Genomic DNA, 16,745 nt, shown 5'->3' with positions numbered 1-16,745 from the left:
TCGTGAAATTCGCCGGTCCGCGATGCGAGACCGATCGGGTATTCCTTGACGGTCCCGTCCGACGGCTGCCACGATCGAGAACATGATGATGCGACTGGACCTCACGCGGCGACGCCACGTCGACCTCGCGCGTGTCTCCAGCGCCGCCTGTTGCTCCGTGGCCTGATCCACCGGATCCGCTGCGCCTCTCACCCCCTCTTCTCCCGACGCCCACGGCTGCCGTAAAGCCGTGAGTCGCTTTCCGCCGCCCGAATTCGGCGAACCACCGCTTCTCGCCGAATTCGCGCGTGCCTGAATTCCCCGCAACAGGAGTTCCGCATGCCTGCCGAAAACCCGTCCGCAGACCCCGTCCGCTTCGCCTACTGGGTGCCCAACGTCAGCGGCGGCCTGGTCACCAGCAAGATCGAGCAGCGCACCGACTGGGGCTACGAGTACAACCGCGAACTCGCCGTCCTCGCCGAGAACAACGGCTTCGACTACGCCCTCAGCCAGGTCCGCTACATGGCCAGCTACGGCGCCGAGTTCCAGCACGAGTCGACCAGCTTCAGTCTCGCCCTGCTGCTCGCCACCCAGCGCCTGAAGGTCATCGCCGCCGTCCACCCGGGCCTGTGGCACCCGGGCGTCCTCGCCAAACTCGGCGCCACCGCCGACCACCTGTCGAACGGCCGCTTCGCCGTCAACGTCGTCTCCGGCTGGTTCAAGGGCGAGTTCACCGCCCTCGGCGAGCCCTGGCTGGAACACGACGAGCGCTACCGCCGCTCCGAGGAGTTCATCCAGGCCCTGCGCCAGATCTGGACCGAGGACCACACAGAACTCGCCGGTGACTTCTACCGGTTGCGCGACTTCTCCCTCAAGCCCAAGCCCCTCAACACCGTCGAGCGCCCGCACCCGGAGATCTTCCAGGGCGGCAACTCCACCGCCGCCCGCGCGATGGCCGGCCGGGTCTCCGACTGGTACTTCTCCAACGGCAAGGACTTCGACGGGGTCGCCGAACAGCTCGCGGACGTACGGGCATCGGCGGCCCAAGTCGGCCGCACCGCACCGAAGTTCGGCCTCAACGGCTTCCTGATCGCCCGCGACACCGAGGCGGAGGCCCGCGAGACCCTCCGTGAGATCGTCGCCCACGCCGACCGCGAGGCCGTCGAGGGATTCGGCGCAGCAGTGAAGCAAGCCGGACAGTCCGCCGCGGACGGCAAGGGCATGTGGCAGGACTCCTCCTTCGAGGACCTCGTCCAGTACAACGACGGCTTCCGTACGGGGCTGATCGGCACCCCGGAACAGATCGCCGAGTGGATCGTCGCGTACAAGCGCCTCGGCGTCGACCTCCTGCTGCTCGGCTTCCTCCACTACCACGAGGAGGTCGAGTACTTCGGCCGCCGCGTGCTGCCCCTCGTACGCGAACTGGAAGCCCAACTCCCGGACACCGAGCCCGAGTCCACGCCCGTCCACGCCTGACCGCCCGTCCCCAGGCGCCTCCCGCGCGGAGGCATCCCCCGTCCCGAAAGAGGACCCATGGCCACCGTCCTGTCCGTCTCCGGCAGTCCTTCCGCCTCCTCCCGCACCAACCGACTCCTGCGCCACCTGGACAACCGGCTGACCGCGCAGGGCCACGAGGTGATCCCGCTCGACGTCCGTACGATCCCCGCCGAGGCCCTGCTCGGCGCCGACTTCCGGCATCCGGCGATCGTCGAGGCCACCGCGCTCTTCGCCCGCGCCGACGGCATCGTCATCGGGACCCCCGTCTACAAGGCCGCCTACTCCGGCGTCCTCAAGGCGCTGCTCGACCTGCTCCCGCAGTACGCCCTCACCGGCAAGACCGTGCTGCCCCTGGCCACCGGGGGCACCACCGCACATGTGCTGGCCATCGACTACGCCCTGCGCCCGGTGCTCAGCTCCATGGGCGCCCGGCACATCGTCCAGGGCTGGTTCACCCTCGACAAGGACATCGCGGTGGGCGAGGACGGCGGACTCACGGTGGCACCCGCGGCCGCCGAGGCACTGACCCAGGTGCTCGACCAGTTCTCCGAGGCCCTGGGCCGTACGCCGATCCTGGCCGCGGCGGGCTGACCGTGTCCGGCCATGCCTCCGACCAGGCCTCCGCCCAGGCTTCCTCGCAGGTCTCCGTACGGGGTACCGCCAAGCTGATCGCCGACGATGCCGAGGCCCTGATCGTCGCCGCCGCGCTGGCCGACGAGTTCCGGGCCGGGGCCTCCCGGCGGGACGCCGAACGCAGGCTCCCCCGGGAGGAGTTGGACCGGCTCTCCGACTCCGGCCTGCTCGCCGTCACCGTGCCCGCCGAGCATGGTGGCGCCGATGTACGGCAGGAGACCCTCGCCGAGATCTTCCGGCTCCTCGCCTCGGCCGACGCCAGCCTCGCCCAGATTCCGCAGAGCCACTTCGTCTACGTCAATGTGATCCGCCGTCAGGGGACCCCGGAGCAGCGGAAGTTCTTCTTCGGCGAGGTGCTGGCCGGGCGCCGTTTCGGCAACGCCCAGTCGGAGGCCGGCACGAAGCACGTCCAGGACATCCGCACCCGATTGGAGCCGGCCCCGGGCGGTTCGTACGTCCTCACCGGTGTCAAGCACCGGTTCGTACGTCCTCACCGGCGTCAAGCACTACTCCACGGGCGCCCTCTTCGCCGACTGGATTCCGGTGCTCGCCCGCGCCGAGGACGACAACCTGCACGTCGCGTACGTTCCCCGGGACGCCGAAGGACTCACGATCGTCGACGACTGGGACGGCATGGGCCAGCGCACCACCGCCAGCGGCACCGTCAGGCTCGACGCCGTACCAGTGCCCGCCGACCGGGTCCTCCCGCACCACCTCACCTTCCAGGGGCCCCAACTCCATGGCGCGGTGGCCCAGTTGCTGCACGCCGCCATCGACGCCGGGATCGCGGCGGGCGCGCTCGCCGAGGCCGCGGAGTTCGTCCGCACCAAGAGCCGCCCGTGGTTCGAGAGCGGCGTCGAGACCGCCGCCGAGGATCCGCTGCTCATCCAGCGCTTCGGGGAGCTGGCCGTCCAGGTGCGGGCCACCGAGGCCCTGCTCGGCGCAGCGGCCCGGGCGGTCGACACGGCCCGCGCCGATCTCACGGAGGCGACGGCGGCCGAGGCGTCCATCGCTGTGGCCGCCGCGAAGGCGCACGCCGCGAGCACCGCCGTCGAGGTGTCGGGCGCGCTCTTCGAGGTGTCCGGCACCCGGTCCGCCCTCAACTCCCTCAATCTGCACCGGCATTGGCGCGACGCCCGCACCCACACACTGCACGACCCGGCCCGCTGGAAGATCCAGCACATCGGCCGGTACGTACTGAATGGCACGCTGCCTCCACGGCACGGACTCCTCTGAGACCGGACTCCTCTGAGACCCGGAAAAGCGCCCAGGCACCCCACCAGCATCCCCCGATCGGAGAACGGACCCGTGTCCCTCACCTTCCACTGGTTCCTGCCCACCAACGGCGACAGCCGCCATGTCGTCGGCGGCGGCCACGGCACCCCGGCCACGGTGTCCGGCCGGGACCGGCCGCCGACGGTCGCCTATCTCAGCCAGATCGCCCGCGCCGCCGAGGACCTGGGCTTCGTCGGCGCGCTCACGCCCACCGGCGCCTGGTGCGAGGACGCCTGGCTGACCACCGCGATGGTCAGCCAGAACACCGAGCGGCTGAAGTTCCTGGTCGCCTTCCGGCCGGGCTTCGTCTCCCCGACGCTCGCCGCGCAGATGGCGTCCACCTTCCAGCGCCAGTCCGGCGGACGGCTCCTCCTCAACGTCGTCACCGGCGGTGAGAGCCACGAGCAGCGCGCCTACGGCGACTTCCTCGACAAGGACGCCCGCTACCGCCGTACCGGCGAGTTCCTGCAGATCGTCCGGGACCTGTGGGAGGGCAAGACCGTCAACCTGTCCGGCGAGTTCCTCCAGGTCGAGGACGCCAGGCTCGCCCGCGTGCCCGACCCGGTCCCCGAGGTCTACTTCGGCGGATCCTCGCCCATCGCGGGCGAGGTCGCGGCCAAGCACGTGGACGTGTACCTGACGTGGGGCGAACCGCCCGCGCAGGTCGCCGAGAAGATCGCGTGGGTCCGTGCGCTGGCGGAGACGGAGGGCCGCAGCGTCCGCTTCGGCATCCGGCTGCACGTCATCACCCGGGACACCTCCGAGCAGGCCTGGGCCGAGGCGGACCGCCTGCTGGCCGGCTTCGACCCGGAGACCGTGAAGTCCGTACAGGCCGGTCTCGCCCGCAGCGAGTCCGAGGGGCAGCAGCGGATGCTCGCCCTGCACGGCGGTGGCAACCGAGACGGCCTGGAGATCCACCCCAACCTCTGGGCCGGCATCGGTCTGGTGCGCGGCGGCGCGGGCACCGCCCTGGTCGGCAGCCACGACGAGGTCGCCGAACGGATCAAGGAGTACCAGGCCATCGGTATCGAGGAGTTCGTGCTCTCCGGGTATCCGCACCTGGAGGAGGCGTACTGGTTCGGCGAGGGCGTCCTGCCCCGGCTCGCCGCGCAGGGGCTGTGGCGGCACCCGTTCGCCGAGCGGTCGGCCCCCGCGGCGCAGGTGCCGTTCGCGAGCTGAGGATCCGGGGGCGCGGCCGTGCTCGCCCCCGGAAAACCGCTGTACTCCGACACCTCCCAGGTGGTGACCTTGACCCGGGCCCCGGCAGGATCCGGCCGCCCGGCTCGCACAAGGCAACTCACACAGTTAAGGGGGACGGCTGTGACGACCTCGAACATCCTGCTGTCCGGCATCGTCGGTTCCACCGCCTACGGTCTTGCACACGAGGGCTCGGACGTGGATCGCCTCGGCATGTTCGCCGCCCCCACCGACGACCTCCACGGCCTGCACCCGCCGAAGGAGTCCCACGTCACGACCAAGCCCGACAGTACGCTCCACGAAGCGGCCAAGTGGTGCCGACTCGCCCTGCGCGGCAATCCGACGGTCACCGAACTGGTGTGGCTGCCCGACGAGTTGTACGAGGTCCGCACCCCGCTGGGCGACGAACTCATCGGCATCCGCACCACGTTGCTGTCCGCGAAGCGAGTCCGCGATGCCTATCTCGGGTATGCCACCCAGCAGTTCAAGCGCCTCTACGACCGTGGCGACAGCTCCCTCTCCGCGGACACCCGAAAGCGGACCGCGAAGCATGCCCGGCATTTGCGCCGCCTGTGCCACCAGGGCTTCGAGCTGTACGCCACCGGCCGCGTGAGCATCCGCGTCGAGAACCCGGAGGAGTACCACCGCTTCGGCGAACAGGTGGCAGCCGACGCCATGGCCGCGCTGCCCTTGCTCAAGAGCTACGAGGAGGCCTTCGACGAGACCCGGAGCGCCCTGCCGGAACAGCCCGACGAGGCGCCTGTCGAGGCGTGGCTGCGCCGGGTCCGGGCCCACTACTACACGCCGGACTCCACACCGGCGCGTGCGTCCGGGCGGTGACCGAGAAAATCTCCCGCGGATGTCGTGGCGTGTGTCGATCCGGCGGTTCCCCCTTCGTGTAGTCAGTGAGAGACCACCAAGGAGGACATGCCATGAAGCACTACCTGTTGAGCGTGATGCAGCCGGTGGGGGAGCCGCCTGAGCCCGAGGTCCTGGAAGGGATCATGCACAACCTGGAGGTATTCCACGCCGAGCTGAAGGAGGCCGGCGCCTGGGTGTTCGCCGGGGGACTGCACGGGCCCGAGACGGCCACCGTGCTGCGGGCCGACAAGGGGGACGTACTGATCACCGACGGCCCGTACACCGAGAGCAAGGAGTACCTCGGCGGAATCTGTCTCATCAAGGCACCCGACCTCGACGCGGCGCTCGAATGGGGCCGCAAGGCGACTGTGGCGACCACGCTCCCCATCGAGGTGCGGCCCTTCATGGGCGAGGCCGAGGACTGAGGGCCGAGGACCGAGGAGTGAGGGCTGAGGACTGATGACCTCGAACGCGGACATCGAGGCCGTCTTCCGCGCGGAATACGGCCGTGCGGTCGCCGTCCTCGTCCGCTTCCTCGGCGACATCGACCTCGCCGAGGAAGCGGTCCAGGACGCGTTCGCCACGGCGGTGCGGAAGTGGCCGGAGACGGGGATCCCGCCGAGCCCGGCCGGGTGGATCATCACCACCGCCCGGAACCGGGCCGTCGACCGGCTGCGCCGCGAGTCCACGCGTGAGGCCCGGCACGCCGAGGCGGCCCAGCTGTACGCCCCCGACGCACCGCCCGAGGAGGGCCCCGTGCGCGACGACCGGCTCCGCCTGATCTTCACCTGCTGCCACCCCGCGCTCGCCACCCGGGCCCAGGTCGCCCTCACCCTGCGCCTCCTCGGCGGGCTCACCACGCCACAGATCGCCCGCGCCTTCCTCGTGCCCGAGCCCACCATGGCCCAGCGCCTGGGCAGGGCAAAGGCCAAGATCCGCGACGCCCGCATCCCGTACCGCGTCCCGCGAGACGCCGACCTCCCCGATCGAGTCAGGGGCGTGCTGGCCGTCATCTACCTCATCTTCAACGAGGGATACGGGGGCCGGGAGGACCTCTGCGCGGAGGCAGTCCGCCTCGGCCGCGTCCTCGCCGAGCTGATGCCGGACGAACCCGAAGCCCTCGGGCTGCTCGCGCTGATGCTCCTGATCGAGGCGCGCCGTCCGGCCCGGGAGACCCCCGACGGAGACCTGGTCCTCCTCGCCGACCAGGACCGCAGCCTCTGGGACCGTGACCTGATCACCGAGGGACAGTCCCTCGTACGTCGCTGTCTGCGCCGCAACCAGCCCGGCCCCTACCAGATCCAGGCCGCGATCAACGCCGTCCACAGCGACGCGCCCACCGCGGACGCCACCGACTGGGGCCAGATCCTCGCGCTCTACGACCAGTTGATGGCCCTCGCCCCGAGCCCGGTCGTCGCCCTCAACCGCGCGGTGGCGGTCGCCGAGACCGAGGGCCCGCGCACGGCCCTCGCCCTCGTCGACTCCCTCGATCTCGACGGCTACCACGCCTTCCACGCCGTACGGGCCGAGCTGCTGCGGCGTACCGGGCGGCCGACGGAAGCGGTGGCCGCGTACGAGGCAGCCGTCGCCCTCACCGAGAACCCGGCCGAGCGCGCCCACCTGGAGCGCCGCAGGACGGAACTCCAGGTGGAGTGAGCCGCCGCTACACACTCAACGTGGTGTGAACCGCTACACGCTCAGCGCCTCGCGCACCGACCGCTCCGCCTCCTGCCCGCCCTCGCCGGACGACGTGACCCGGCCGGCCTCCAGGACGTAGTACCGCTGCGCCGCCCGCATCGCGAAGCCGACGTGCTGCTCGACGAGGAGTACCGAGAGTCCGCCGCGGGCGGCCAGCGCGAGGATCGTCTCCTCGATCTCGGCCACGACGGAAGGCTGGATGCCCTCGGTCGGCTCGTCGAGGAGGAGGATCCGAGGGTCCGTCACCAGGGCCCGGGCGATGGCCAGTTGCTGCCGTTGACCGCCGGAGAGCAGTCCGGCCCGCCGCCCCGACAGAGCCCTCAGCGCGGGAAACAGGTCGAGCGCCTCGTCGATCGCCGCCCTGCCACGCTTGCGGCCGTCCGCGACGAGCTGGAGGTTCTCCGCCGTTGTGAGATGGGGAAATGCCTGCTGGCCCTGCGGCACGTACGCCATGCCGCGCGCCACACGTTCGTGGGGCTTGCGACGGCTGATGTCCTCGCCGTCGAGACGGATCGCGCCGCTCGACGGGGTGAGCAGTCCCACGGCCGCCCGCAGCAGCGTGCTCTTGCCCGCGCCGTTGTGCCCGAGAACCGCGGCGACCCCGTCGTCCGGCACCTCCACGGAGACTCCGTGCAGGACCAGACTGCGGTGGTAGCCGACCCGTATGTCGTCGATCTCCAGCTTCATGTCCGCCTCACGCCTCCTGTTCCTGTACGGCCGCACTCGGCGCGGCGGCGCCAATCGCGGGCTCGGGCTCCTCCGGCAGGATCAGCTCGGCGTCCTCGATCGCCGCGTGTCCGAGATACACCTCCTGCACCTTGGGATCGGCCTGCACCTCGGCCACCGTCCCCTCGCTCAGCACCTTGCCCGCGTGCAGCACACTGACGCTGCGCGCGAAGGACCGCATGAAGTCCATGTCGTGCTCGATGACGACCACGGTCCGCTCCTCGCTGATGCGCTCCAACAGCTCACCCGTGGCCTGCCGTTCGTCGTGGCTCATCCCGGCGACCGGCTCGTCGAGCAGCAGCAGGCGTACGTCCTGGACGAGCAGCATGCCGATCTCCAGCCACTGTTTCTGCCCGTGGGCGAGCGTCCCGGCGGGGGAGTCGGCCAGCTCCGCGAGCCCGACCGTCTCCAGCGCACGCGCGACGGGCTCCGGTACGCCCTTGCGGCGCCGCAGCATCGTCAGCATGCCGCGTCGGGCACCGGCCGCGATGTCCAGGTTCTGAAGGACCGTCAACTCTTCGAAGACGGTGGCCGTTTGGAACGTCCGGCCGATCCCCGACCGGGCGATGGTGTGCACGCTCCGCCCCAGCAGCTCCGTGCCGCCGAAGAGCACGGAGCCCTCGGCCTTCACGAGGCCCGTGACGGCGTCGACGAGCGTGGTTTTGCCCGCGCCGTTGGGTCCGATCAGGAAGCGCAGATCGCCCGGCCGTACGTCGAGGTCCACACCGTCGACGGCGGTGAACCCGTCGAAGGACACCCGCAGTCGGCGTATCTCAAGGCCCGAGAGTTCACTCATGCTGCGTCTCCAAGAGCACTCATGCTGCTTCTCCAAGAGGAAGGGCGGGCGTCTTGTCCCCGGTCCCGTCGTCGGCCGCGTCGCCGGTCGCGCGCGAGGACCTGCGCCGCCGTACGATCCCCACCAGCGAGGCGAGACCACCCGGCAGGAACGCCAGGGCCACGATGAACAGCAGCCCCTGGAAGTAGGTCCAGGCGGCCGGGAACTCCTCCGACAGCGCCGTCTTCGCCCAGGCCACCCCGATCGCGCCGAGCACCGCGCCGACCAGGCTCGCCCGGCCGCCGACCGCGGCACCGATGACGAACTCGATCGACGGCACGATGCCGATCATCGCGGGGGAGATGATGCCGACCGCGGGCACGAACAGCGCGCCGGCGAGCCCGGCCATGCCGGCCGCCACGACGTACGCGACAAGCTTCACGTTCGCCGGGTCGTACCCGAGGAAGCGCACCCGCTCCTCCGAGTCCCGTACGGCGACGAGGAGTTCGCCGTACCGGCTGTGGATCAGCTGCCGGGCGAGGGCGATCAGCAGCAACAGCGCGGCGGCGATGATGAAGTACACCATCCGCTGGTTGACCGGGTCGTTGAGGTCGTAGCCGAAGAAGCCCTGGATGTCGGTGAGTCCGTTGGTCCCGCCGGTCGTGGCCTGCTGGCCTATCAGCCAGATCGCGAAGGCCGCGGCAAGCGCCTGGCTGAGGATCGCGAAGTACGCGCCCTTCACCCGGCGGCGGAAGATGAACGAACCGAGGATCGCGGCGACGGCCATCGGCAGCAGCACGGTCGCGGCGAGCGCGAAGAGCGGGTTCTCGAACGGCCGCCACCACCAAGGGAGTTCGGTGGCCGTGCCGTACAACTGCATGAAGTCGGGAAGGTTGCCAGGACCCGCGTCGGCGATCTTCAGATGCATCGCCATGGCGTAGCCGCCGAGCCCGAAGAAGACGCCCTGCCCGAGGGTGAGCAGCCCGCCGCGGCCCCAGGCGAGGCAGATGCCGACGGCGACCATCGCGGTGCACAGGTACTTGGCGAGCAGCCCGAGCCGGAAGTCCGAGAGGGCCAGCGGGGCCACGGCGAACAGGGCGAGCGCGGCCGCGGCGAATCCGGACCAGGCACGCGCCGACCGGCCTTTGAGCAGTGTCGGCAGGGTCATACGAGACTCCTCGTACGCAGCGTGTACAGCCCCTGGGGCCGCCACTGGAGGAACGCGACGATGGCCACGAGGACGAGCACCTTCGCGACGCTGACGGTGGTGGAGTATTCGAGGACGGACTGCAGGACGCCGAGGACGAAGGCGACGATGACCGTTCCCTTGAGCTGTCCGATGCCGCCGACCACGATCACCAGGAACGCGTCGATGATGATGTTGGTGCCCATCGTCGGACCGATCGGGCCGACCAGGGTCAGCGCGACGCCCGCGACACCTGCGAGCCCGGACCCGAGGAAGAACGCGGTCCGGTCCACGCGCGAGGTGGAGATTCCGGACACCTCGGCGAGATCCCGGTTCTGCACGACCCCGCGGATCCTGCGGCCGAGCGGGGTCAGCCGCAGGGTCAGCGACAGCGCGACCACGGCCGCGATCGCCAACCCCAGAATGAACAGACGGCTGTTGGCGAAGGTCAGCGGATCGTCGCCGCCGATGACGGTGATGTTCCCGGTGAGCAGATCGGGCGCGCGGGTCTGCACGTTCGGCGCGCCGAAGATGTCCCGGGCCGCCTGCTGGAGCATCAGCGAGACACCCCAGGTGACGAGCAGCGTGTCGAGCGGCCGCAGATACAGGCGGCGGATGAGCACCCACTCGAGCAGCGCGCCGAGCGCACCGGCGACCAGGAAGGCGACCGGCAGCGCGACGAGCAGCGACAGGCCCGCGCTGGATATGGACTTCTGGAGCACGTACGTGGTGTAGGCGCCGGCCATGATGAACTCGCCGTGGGCCATGTTGATGACGTTCATCTGGCCGAAGGTGAGCGAGAGACCGAGCGCGATGAGCAGCAGGACGGCACCGATGCTGATGCCGGTGAAGGTCTGACCGAGGATCACGGTCATACGGCGGCTCCGGGGAGGCGGGACGCGGGGCCGGCCCTCGTCGCCGAGGGCCGGCCCGCACGTGACGGTCGGTCAGGAGAGGCCGGAGGCCCAGGAGTAGCCCTTCAGGTACGGGTCCGGCTTGATCGCCTTGCCGGAGTCCCACACCTGCTCGATCAGTCCGTCGGTGCCGATCTTTCCGATCCGGGCGGTCTTGTAGATGTGCTGGCTCGCGCCGTCCACGGTGACCTTGCCCTCGGGAGCGTCGAAGGTGATGCCGTCGGAGGCCGCCTTCACCTTCTCCGGGTCGAAGGACTTGGCCTTCTCGACCATCGCCTTCCACAGGTAGACCGAGGTGTACGCGGCCTCCATCGGGTCGCTGGTCGGCTTGTCCTGGCCGTACTTGGCCTTGTACGCCTTCACGAACTTGGTGTTCGCCTCGCCCGTGGTCGTCTGGTAGTAGTTCCAGGCCGTCAACTGGCCCGCCAGATACTGCGATCCGATCGACTTGACCTCTTCCTCGGCGATCGACACCGAGACCACCGGCATGCTTGTGGCGGTCAGACCGGCCGACTTGTACTCCTTGAAGAAGGCCACGTTCGAGTCGCCGTTGAGGGTGTTGAAGACCGCGTCGGCCTTCGACGCCTTCACCTTGTTGGCGATGGTGCTGAACTCGGTGGACCCCAGGGGCGCGTAGTCCTCGCCGAGCACCTTCATGCCATTGGCCTTCGCGTACGCCTTGATGATCTTGTTGGCGGTGCGCGGGAAGACATAGTCGCTGCCGACGAGGTAAATGCTCTTCTTGCCCTGGCTCTTGAGGTAGTCGAGCGCCGGGACGATCTGCTGGTTGGTGGTGGCACCCGTGTAGAAGATGTACGGGGACTCCTCAAGTCCCTCGTACTGCACGGGATAGAAGAGCAGTGACTTGTTCTTCTCGAAGACGGGCTTGACGGCCTTGCGGCTCGCGGAGGTCCAGCAGCCGAAGGTTGCCGCGACCCGGTCTTCCTTGATGAGTTTGTTCGCCTTCTCGGCGAACGTCGGCCAGTCGGAGGCGCCGTCCTCACTGATCGGCTTGACCTTCTTGCCGAGCACTCCGCCGGAGGCGTTGATCTCGTCGATCGCCAGCTTCAGCGAGTCGCGTACGGTCACCTCGCTGATCGCCATGGTGCCGGAGAGCGAGTTGAGCAGGCCGACCTTGACCGTGTCGCCGCTCGTGTCGGCCTTGGCGGCCGCGTCGGACGAGCCGCCCGCCGCGTCCGTCTTGGCGCCGCACGCGGAGAGCACGACGACGGCGGCGAGCGCGGCGGCGCCCGCCATCACCCGGCGTCGGGAAGGGCCGGACCCCTTGAAACCCTTGAAACCCTTGAAACGACTGGAACCGCTGGAACCGCTGGACAAAAGAACCCCCTCGGGCTGGGAGGACAACCTCCTCCTGAAGTGCGGTCCACAGCCTCAAGTCATCCTGTTTCCACGGTGTTTCACGGTACTTTCCCGGCGGTATCTTCCGGCTCTCACCGGGAAACAAAAAATGCCCGGGGCGGAATTCTTCGCATGAATTCACAGTTCGCCCGAGGCATTCTAATTACTTCCTGCGGGAAGTATCTTCGCGGATGCGCGGACATGTCAAGGCCGGGTTTCGTGAAGATCCAGCTGGGCCACGACGTCGAAGTCCACGCCGTCCGCCCGCGCCAGGTAGATGCGCTGGCGTACGTGACTGCCGCGCAGGTGGAGCAGCCCGCGCGGCCCCTCGTACGAGACGGTGTCCGCCGCCGCGCCGATCGCGGAGACGTCGAGGGTCCTGGCCCGGTCGATGAGCGCGGCGAGCAGCAGGACTCCCTCGTAACACGATTCGCCGAGGCTGCCGAGGACCGGTGCCTCGACTCCGTACCGTCCCGCGTACTGGCCGTGGAAGTCGAGGGTGTCCTGGTTGGCGAGGGAGGCGAAGAACCCGGCCGTGCTGTAGAGGCCGGTGGTGGCCGTGGGGCCGCTCGCCATCAGCATGTTCTCGTCCATCAGGGTACTGAGCCGAAGACACCGCTCGTCGAGGCCGGACGCGGCGAACGCACGGTTGAACCGGACCGCGTCGCTGCCCACGAGCAGCATCAGTACGGCATCCGCCTCCGACCGCTCGATCCGTCGCAGCACGCCGTCGAAGTCGTGCGTGCCGAGCGGCAGATACGCCTCCGCGCAGATACCGCCGCCCGACTCGCGCGCGTAGCGGTGCGCCGCCCGGGCCGTACGGCGCGGCCACACATAGTCGTTGCCCACGACGAACCACCGGCGCACCCGGTGCTCACGGGCCAACAGGCGCATGGCGGGCCGCAGTTGGTCGTTCGGGGTCTCGCTCGTCAGGAACACCCCGGCCGTGTCCTCGCCGCCCTCGTACAGCGCCGTATACACGTAGGGCACACGGTGGGCGATCCGCGGTGCCAGCTGCTGGCGTACGGAGGAGATGTGCCAGCCGGTGACGCCCTGCACGATGCCGAGGTCGACCAGTGCCTCGACGTTCTCGGCGATGCGGTGCGGTTCGGCGCCGCCGTCGACCGGCAGCAGCCGCAGTTCCTTGCCGAGCACCCCGCCCGAGCGGTTGACCTCCTCCGCCGCGAGCCGCGCGCACAACTCGCATGTGGGCCCGAAGATCCCCGCGGCTCCCTGCATGGGAAAGACCAGCGCCACGCTGACGACCGAGTCGTCGGCCGTGAACCAGTCGAGCGGAGGCGGGTCGAGCCGGACCATGGGGGCATGATTCCGGGAACGCCGGGTGAACTCCAATCCGTCTCGGGGTACGGTCCGCGCCCGGGGCGGCAGGAACCTGGACTCGATGGGTGTGCGGTGGCCGGACCCTGGCACGAGGTGCGCGCGTGCGGTGGCAGATGCGGGAGATCCTTGTGGGAAGCGGGACTTGTACGATGTGCTGACCCCCGGGAGCGAGGAGAAGGATGCCGACCCCACCTCCGCGTCGGTCTCAGGACCTCATGCACCTCTTGACGCGGGCCGAGCGACTGGCGGCGCGCCGGCTCCAGGCCGCCCTGGGCGAGCACGGCTGCTCGCTCGATGCCTGGCGTGTGCTCTCCCTGCTCTCCGACGGTGACGGGCACCCGATGGCGGCGGTCGCCGAGGCGGCCTTCCTGCCGCCCCCGACCCTCACCAAACTGGTCGACCAACTCGTCGACCAGAACCTCGTCTACCGACGCGTCGACCCCCTGGACCGGCGCCGCATCCTCGCCCACCTGACCCCGCGCGGCGAGGACCACTGGCGGCGCGTCGACCGCGAGGTCCGCGCCCAGTGGCCCGTCCTGAGCGACGGCGACGACGAACTGCTGCGGGGGCTCCTGCACCGGCTGGCGGACACGCTCGACGGGGCGGCGGCCGAGTCCTCCGTGTAGGTGTCGGCAGCTGGAGGGCCTCGCCGCGAGCCGCCGTTGCGCCCTCGGTGTGATCTGTGACGCTCGCGGCCAGTTGCTTCGCGTGCTGCGGAATCATGATGCCGTATAAATGGTTGGCATATACATCGAGCTTGTCGCTCGACCCCACCGCACGCGGGTCACCGGCCCGCTCCGACCAGCGAGGCACCGTGAACCAGCCCACCCCCGAGCAGCCCGCCGACGTCGTGGCCCGGCTGCGCGCCACCTTCCGTTCCGGCCGTACCAAGCCCGTCGTATGGCGCACCACCCAGCTGCGCCGCCTGCGCGAGCTGCTCACCGAGCACGGCGAGGGCCTGGCCGCGGCCCTCCACGCCGACCTGGGCAAGAGCTCCACCGAGGCGTTCCGCACGGAGATCAACTTCGTCGTGCGGGAGATCGACCACACCCTGGAGCACCTCGACGAGTGGCTGCGCCCCGAGTCCGCCCCCGTCCCCGCGCACCTCGGCGAGGACGCGACGGCCTGGACGCGGTACGACCCGCTCGGCGTCGTCCTGGTCATCGCGCCCTGGAACTACCCGGCGCAGCTCCTGCTCGCGCCGATGCTCGGTGCGCTCGCCGCCGGCAACGCGGTCGTCGTCAAGCCCAGCGAGCTGGCCCCGGCCACCTCCGCCTTCATGGCCCGTCGTCTGCCGGAGTACCTCGACACCGACGCGGTCGCCGTCGTCGAGGGAGGCATCCCCGAGACCACGGCCCTGCTCGCCGAGCGTTTCGACCACATCTTCTACACCGGCAACGGCGCCGTCGGCCGCATCGTCATGACCGCCGCCGCCCAGCACCTCACCCCGGTCACCCTCGAACTCGGCGGCAAGTCCCCGGCGTTCGTCGACCGGGGCGCCGACCTGGCCGTCGTCGCCGACCGCCTCGCCCGCGGCAAGTTCCTCAACGCAGGGCAGACCTGCGTCGCGCCCGACTACGTACTCACCGACCCCGAGACGGCCCGCGCCCTGGAGCCGGCGCTGGCCAAGGCCGTCGAGGGCCTGTACGGAACCGACGCCGCCACCTCCACCGAGTACGGCCGAATCATCAACGAGCGACACTTCGACCGCCTCAGCGGACTGCTCGGGTCCGGCCGTGTCGTGGTCGGCGGTGACAGCGACCGCGCCACGAAGTACATCGCGCCGACCGTTCTGGCCGACGTGGACCCCGATTCGCCGGTCATGGGCGAGGAGATCTTCGGCCCGGTTCTGCCGATCGTGACCGTGCCGGGGCTCGACGAGGCCGTTGAATTCATCAACGACCGGGACAAGCCACTGGCTCTGTACGTCTTCACCGAGTCGGACGTCACCCGCGAGCGGCTGGCCGCCGAAACGTCCTCCGGCGGCCTCGGCTTCGGTCTGCCGCTCGCCCATCTCACAGTCTCCGACCTGCCGTTCGGCGGCGTCGGCGAGAGCGGCATGGGCAATTACCACGGCCGCTACTCCATCGAGACGTTCAGTCACCGCAAGGCGGTTCTGGAGAAGCCGCTGGGCTGAATCGGAGCGGCCGCAGGGCGGGTTGACTGGTCTACACCCTTGACTGGTCCAGACCAAGGGAGTTGAGTGTGCCTCCACACCCCCCACCACGGCCGCCCCGTACGCCGTGGCCGGTCACACCGGCCTGCGCGCACAAGGTTCCGCTTCGCTGTGCCCGCGTACGGGCGTGGCCGTGCTCCGCGAAGGAGTTGGTCCTGTGTCGAGGCGTCGTATCTCCGCGTTCGTGGCCGCGCTCATGCTCGCAAGCGCCGCGCCGGTGCTCCTGCCGGCGTCGAGCGCGTCAGCGGCGGCCTGTTCGAGCTACCCGAGCTGGGTGGCCGGCAAGTCCTACGTCACCGGCAACATCGTCCGCTACACCGACGGCAAGGCCTACATAGCCGAGCACGACAACCCGGGCTACGACCCCACCATCAGCACCTGGTTCTGGGAGCCGTACGCCTGTGACGGAGGCTCCCAGCCGTCCGGCTTCGTCGTGAGCGAGGCGCAGTTCAACCAGATGTTCCCGGGCCGGAATTCGTTCTACACGTACAGCGGGCTGACGGCCGCGCTGAGCGCCTACCCCGGCTTCGCGAACACCGGCAGCGACACCGTGAAGAAGCAGGAGGCCGCCGCCTTCCTCGCCAACGTCAGCCACGAGACCGGCGGTCTGGTCCACATCGTCGAGCAGAACACCGCCAACTACCCCCACTACTGCAACTGGAGCATGCCGTACGGCTGCCCGGCCGGGCAGGCCGCCTACTACGGCCGCGGACCGATCCAGCTCAGCTGGAACTTCAACTACAAGGCCGCGGGCGACGCGCTGGGCATCGACCTCCTCAACAACCCCTGGCTCGTGCAGAACGACTCCGCCGTCGCGTGGAAGACGGGCCTTTGGTACTGGAACACGCAGAACGGCCCTGGCACGATGACCGGCCACAACGCGATGGTCAACGGCGCGGGCTTCGGCCAGACCATCCGCTCCATCAACGGTGGCCTGGAGTGTGACGGCAAGAACCCCGCCCAGGTGCAGAGCCGGGTGAACAACTACACGCGGTTCACCCAGATCCTCGGCACGACGACGGGCAACAACCTGTACTGCTGAGGTAATCGGATACCCCCGGCAGCCTGAGGGCGGCGGCCCGGTGCCGCCGCCCTTTCCGCCCTGTCATGCTCTTGACCAGTCCATAC

At 69.6% G+C, this 16,745-nt stretch carries 16 protein-coding genes and 1 pseudogene; 11 read left to right on the top strand and 6 right to left on the bottom strand.

Annotated features, from left to right (window positions below; all coding sequences use genetic code 11):
* Window positions 1-82 precede the first annotated feature (82 nt).
* The 8 genes and pseudogenes from ACIBEI_RS18445 to ACIBEI_RS18410 all read left to right on the top strand — a co-directional run bounded on the left by ACIBEI_RS18445 (window position 83) and on the right by ACIBEI_RS18410 (window position 7,098).
* Entirely contained in the window at window positions 83-166 is an 84-nt protein-coding gene (locus tag ACIBEI_RS18445) for a putative leader peptide (RefSeq protein WP_359948811.1), read from the top strand.
* Between the two features lie 152 nt (window positions 167-318).
* Window positions 319-1,455, top strand: coding sequence for a dimethylsulfone monooxygenase SfnG (gene sfnG / locus ACIBEI_RS18440; protein WP_398889942.1), 1,137 nt, complete (start codon window positions 319-321; stop codon window positions 1,453-1,455).
* A 57-nt stretch (window positions 1,456-1,512) separates the two neighbouring features.
* Window positions 1,513-2,067 carry an NADPH-dependent FMN reductase gene (gene ssuE / locus ACIBEI_RS18435; protein ID WP_398889940.1) on the top strand — a complete coding sequence of 185 codons (555 nt, stop codon included), beginning with the start codon at window positions 1,513-1,515 and terminating at the stop codon, window positions 2,065-2,067.
* Between the two features lie 74 nt (window positions 2,068-2,141).
* Window positions 2,142-3,345, top strand: a pseudogene (locus ACIBEI_RS18430) (SfnB family sulfur acquisition oxidoreductase).
* A gap of 72 nt (window positions 3,346-3,417) precedes the next feature.
* Window positions 3,418-4,563: an LLM class flavin-dependent oxidoreductase gene (locus tag ACIBEI_RS18425; RefSeq protein ID WP_398889938.1), complete on the top strand. Its 1,146-nt coding sequence runs from the start codon at window positions 3,418-3,420 to the stop codon at window positions 4,561-4,563.
* 141 nt (window positions 4,564-4,704) lie between these two features.
* The gene (locus ACIBEI_RS18420; protein WP_398889936.1) at window positions 4,705-5,421 is read left to right on the top strand and encodes a DNA polymerase beta superfamily protein; all 717 of its coding nucleotides are present in this window, start codon (window positions 4,705-4,707) and stop codon (window positions 5,419-5,421) included.
* Window positions 5,422-5,513: 92 nt separating this feature from the next.
* Window positions 5,514-5,867 (top strand): YciI family protein, encoded by a 354-nt coding sequence (locus tag ACIBEI_RS18415; RefSeq protein WP_398889934.1) that lies wholly within the window; start codon window positions 5,514-5,516, stop codon window positions 5,865-5,867.
* 34 nt (window positions 5,868-5,901) lie between these two features.
* Entirely contained in the window at window positions 5,902-7,098 is a 1,197-nt protein-coding gene (locus ACIBEI_RS18410; RefSeq protein WP_398889932.1) for an RNA polymerase sigma factor, read from the top strand.
* Window positions 7,099-7,131: 33 nt separating this feature from the next.
* Here ACIBEI_RS18410 and urtE read toward each other — a convergent pair whose 3' ends face one another.
* From urtE to ACIBEI_RS18380, 6 genes are all read right to left on the bottom strand, one after another.
* Window positions 7,132-7,827, bottom strand: a complete 696-nt coding sequence (gene urtE / locus ACIBEI_RS18405) for an urea ABC transporter ATP-binding subunit UrtE (protein ID WP_398889930.1) — start codon at window positions 7,825-7,827, stop codon at window positions 7,132-7,134.
* Window positions 7,828-7,834: 7 nt separating this feature from the next.
* Entirely contained in the window at window positions 7,835-8,662 is an 828-nt protein-coding gene (urtD, locus tag ACIBEI_RS18400) for an urea ABC transporter ATP-binding protein UrtD (protein WP_398889928.1), read from the bottom strand.
* A 19-nt stretch (window positions 8,663-8,681) separates the two neighbouring features.
* The gene (gene urtC / locus ACIBEI_RS18395) at window positions 8,682-9,809 is read right to left on the bottom strand and encodes an urea ABC transporter permease subunit UrtC (protein WP_398889926.1); all 1,128 of its coding nucleotides are present in this window, start codon (window positions 9,807-9,809) and stop codon (window positions 8,682-8,684) included.
* Complete coding sequence (urtB, locus tag ACIBEI_RS18390) at window positions 9,806-10,702, bottom strand: urea ABC transporter permease subunit UrtB (RefSeq protein ID WP_361053713.1); 897 nt, start codon at window positions 10,700-10,702, stop codon at window positions 9,806-9,808. The genes urtC and urtB overlap by 4 nt, the downstream gene beginning before the upstream one ends.
* 72 nt (window positions 10,703-10,774) lie before the next feature.
* The gene (urtA, locus tag ACIBEI_RS18385) at window positions 10,775-11,998 is read right to left on the bottom strand and encodes an urea ABC transporter substrate-binding protein (protein WP_398890272.1); all 1,224 of its coding nucleotides are present in this window, start codon (window positions 11,996-11,998) and stop codon (window positions 10,775-10,777) included.
* Window positions 11,999-12,304: 306 nt separating this feature from the next.
* Window positions 12,305-13,417, bottom strand: coding sequence for a substrate-binding domain-containing protein (locus ACIBEI_RS18380; RefSeq protein WP_398889924.1), 1,113 nt, complete (start codon window positions 13,415-13,417; stop codon window positions 12,305-12,307).
* A 239-nt stretch (window positions 13,418-13,656) separates the two neighbouring features.
* Between ACIBEI_RS18380 and ACIBEI_RS18375 the strand changes: the two genes are divergently transcribed.
* The 3 genes from ACIBEI_RS18375 to ACIBEI_RS18365 all read left to right on the top strand — a co-directional run bounded on the left by ACIBEI_RS18375 (window position 13,657) and on the right by ACIBEI_RS18365 (window position 16,659).
* Entirely contained in the window at window positions 13,657-14,067 is a 411-nt protein-coding gene (locus ACIBEI_RS18375; protein WP_398889922.1) for a MarR family winged helix-turn-helix transcriptional regulator, read from the top strand.
* Between the two features lie 131 nt (window positions 14,068-14,198).
* Window positions 14,199-15,578: an aldehyde dehydrogenase family protein gene (locus ACIBEI_RS18370; RefSeq protein ID WP_398889920.1), complete on the top strand. Its 1,380-nt coding sequence runs from the start codon at window positions 14,199-14,201 to the stop codon at window positions 15,576-15,578.
* Between the two features lie 196 nt (window positions 15,579-15,774).
* Window positions 15,775-16,659 carry a glycoside hydrolase family 19 protein gene (locus ACIBEI_RS18365; RefSeq protein WP_398889918.1) on the top strand — a complete coding sequence of 295 codons (885 nt, stop codon included), beginning with the start codon at window positions 15,775-15,777 and terminating at the stop codon, window positions 16,657-16,659.
* Window positions 16,660-16,745: the final 86 nt, after the last annotated feature.

Source organism: Streptomyces sp. NPDC050988 (assembly GCF_044456225.1).
Taxonomy (GTDB): domain Bacteria; phylum Actinomycetota; class Actinomycetes; order Streptomycetales; family Streptomycetaceae; genus Streptomyces.
Note: the sequence above shows the minus strand (reverse complement) of the source record. Positions and strands in the feature narration are given on the sequence as shown.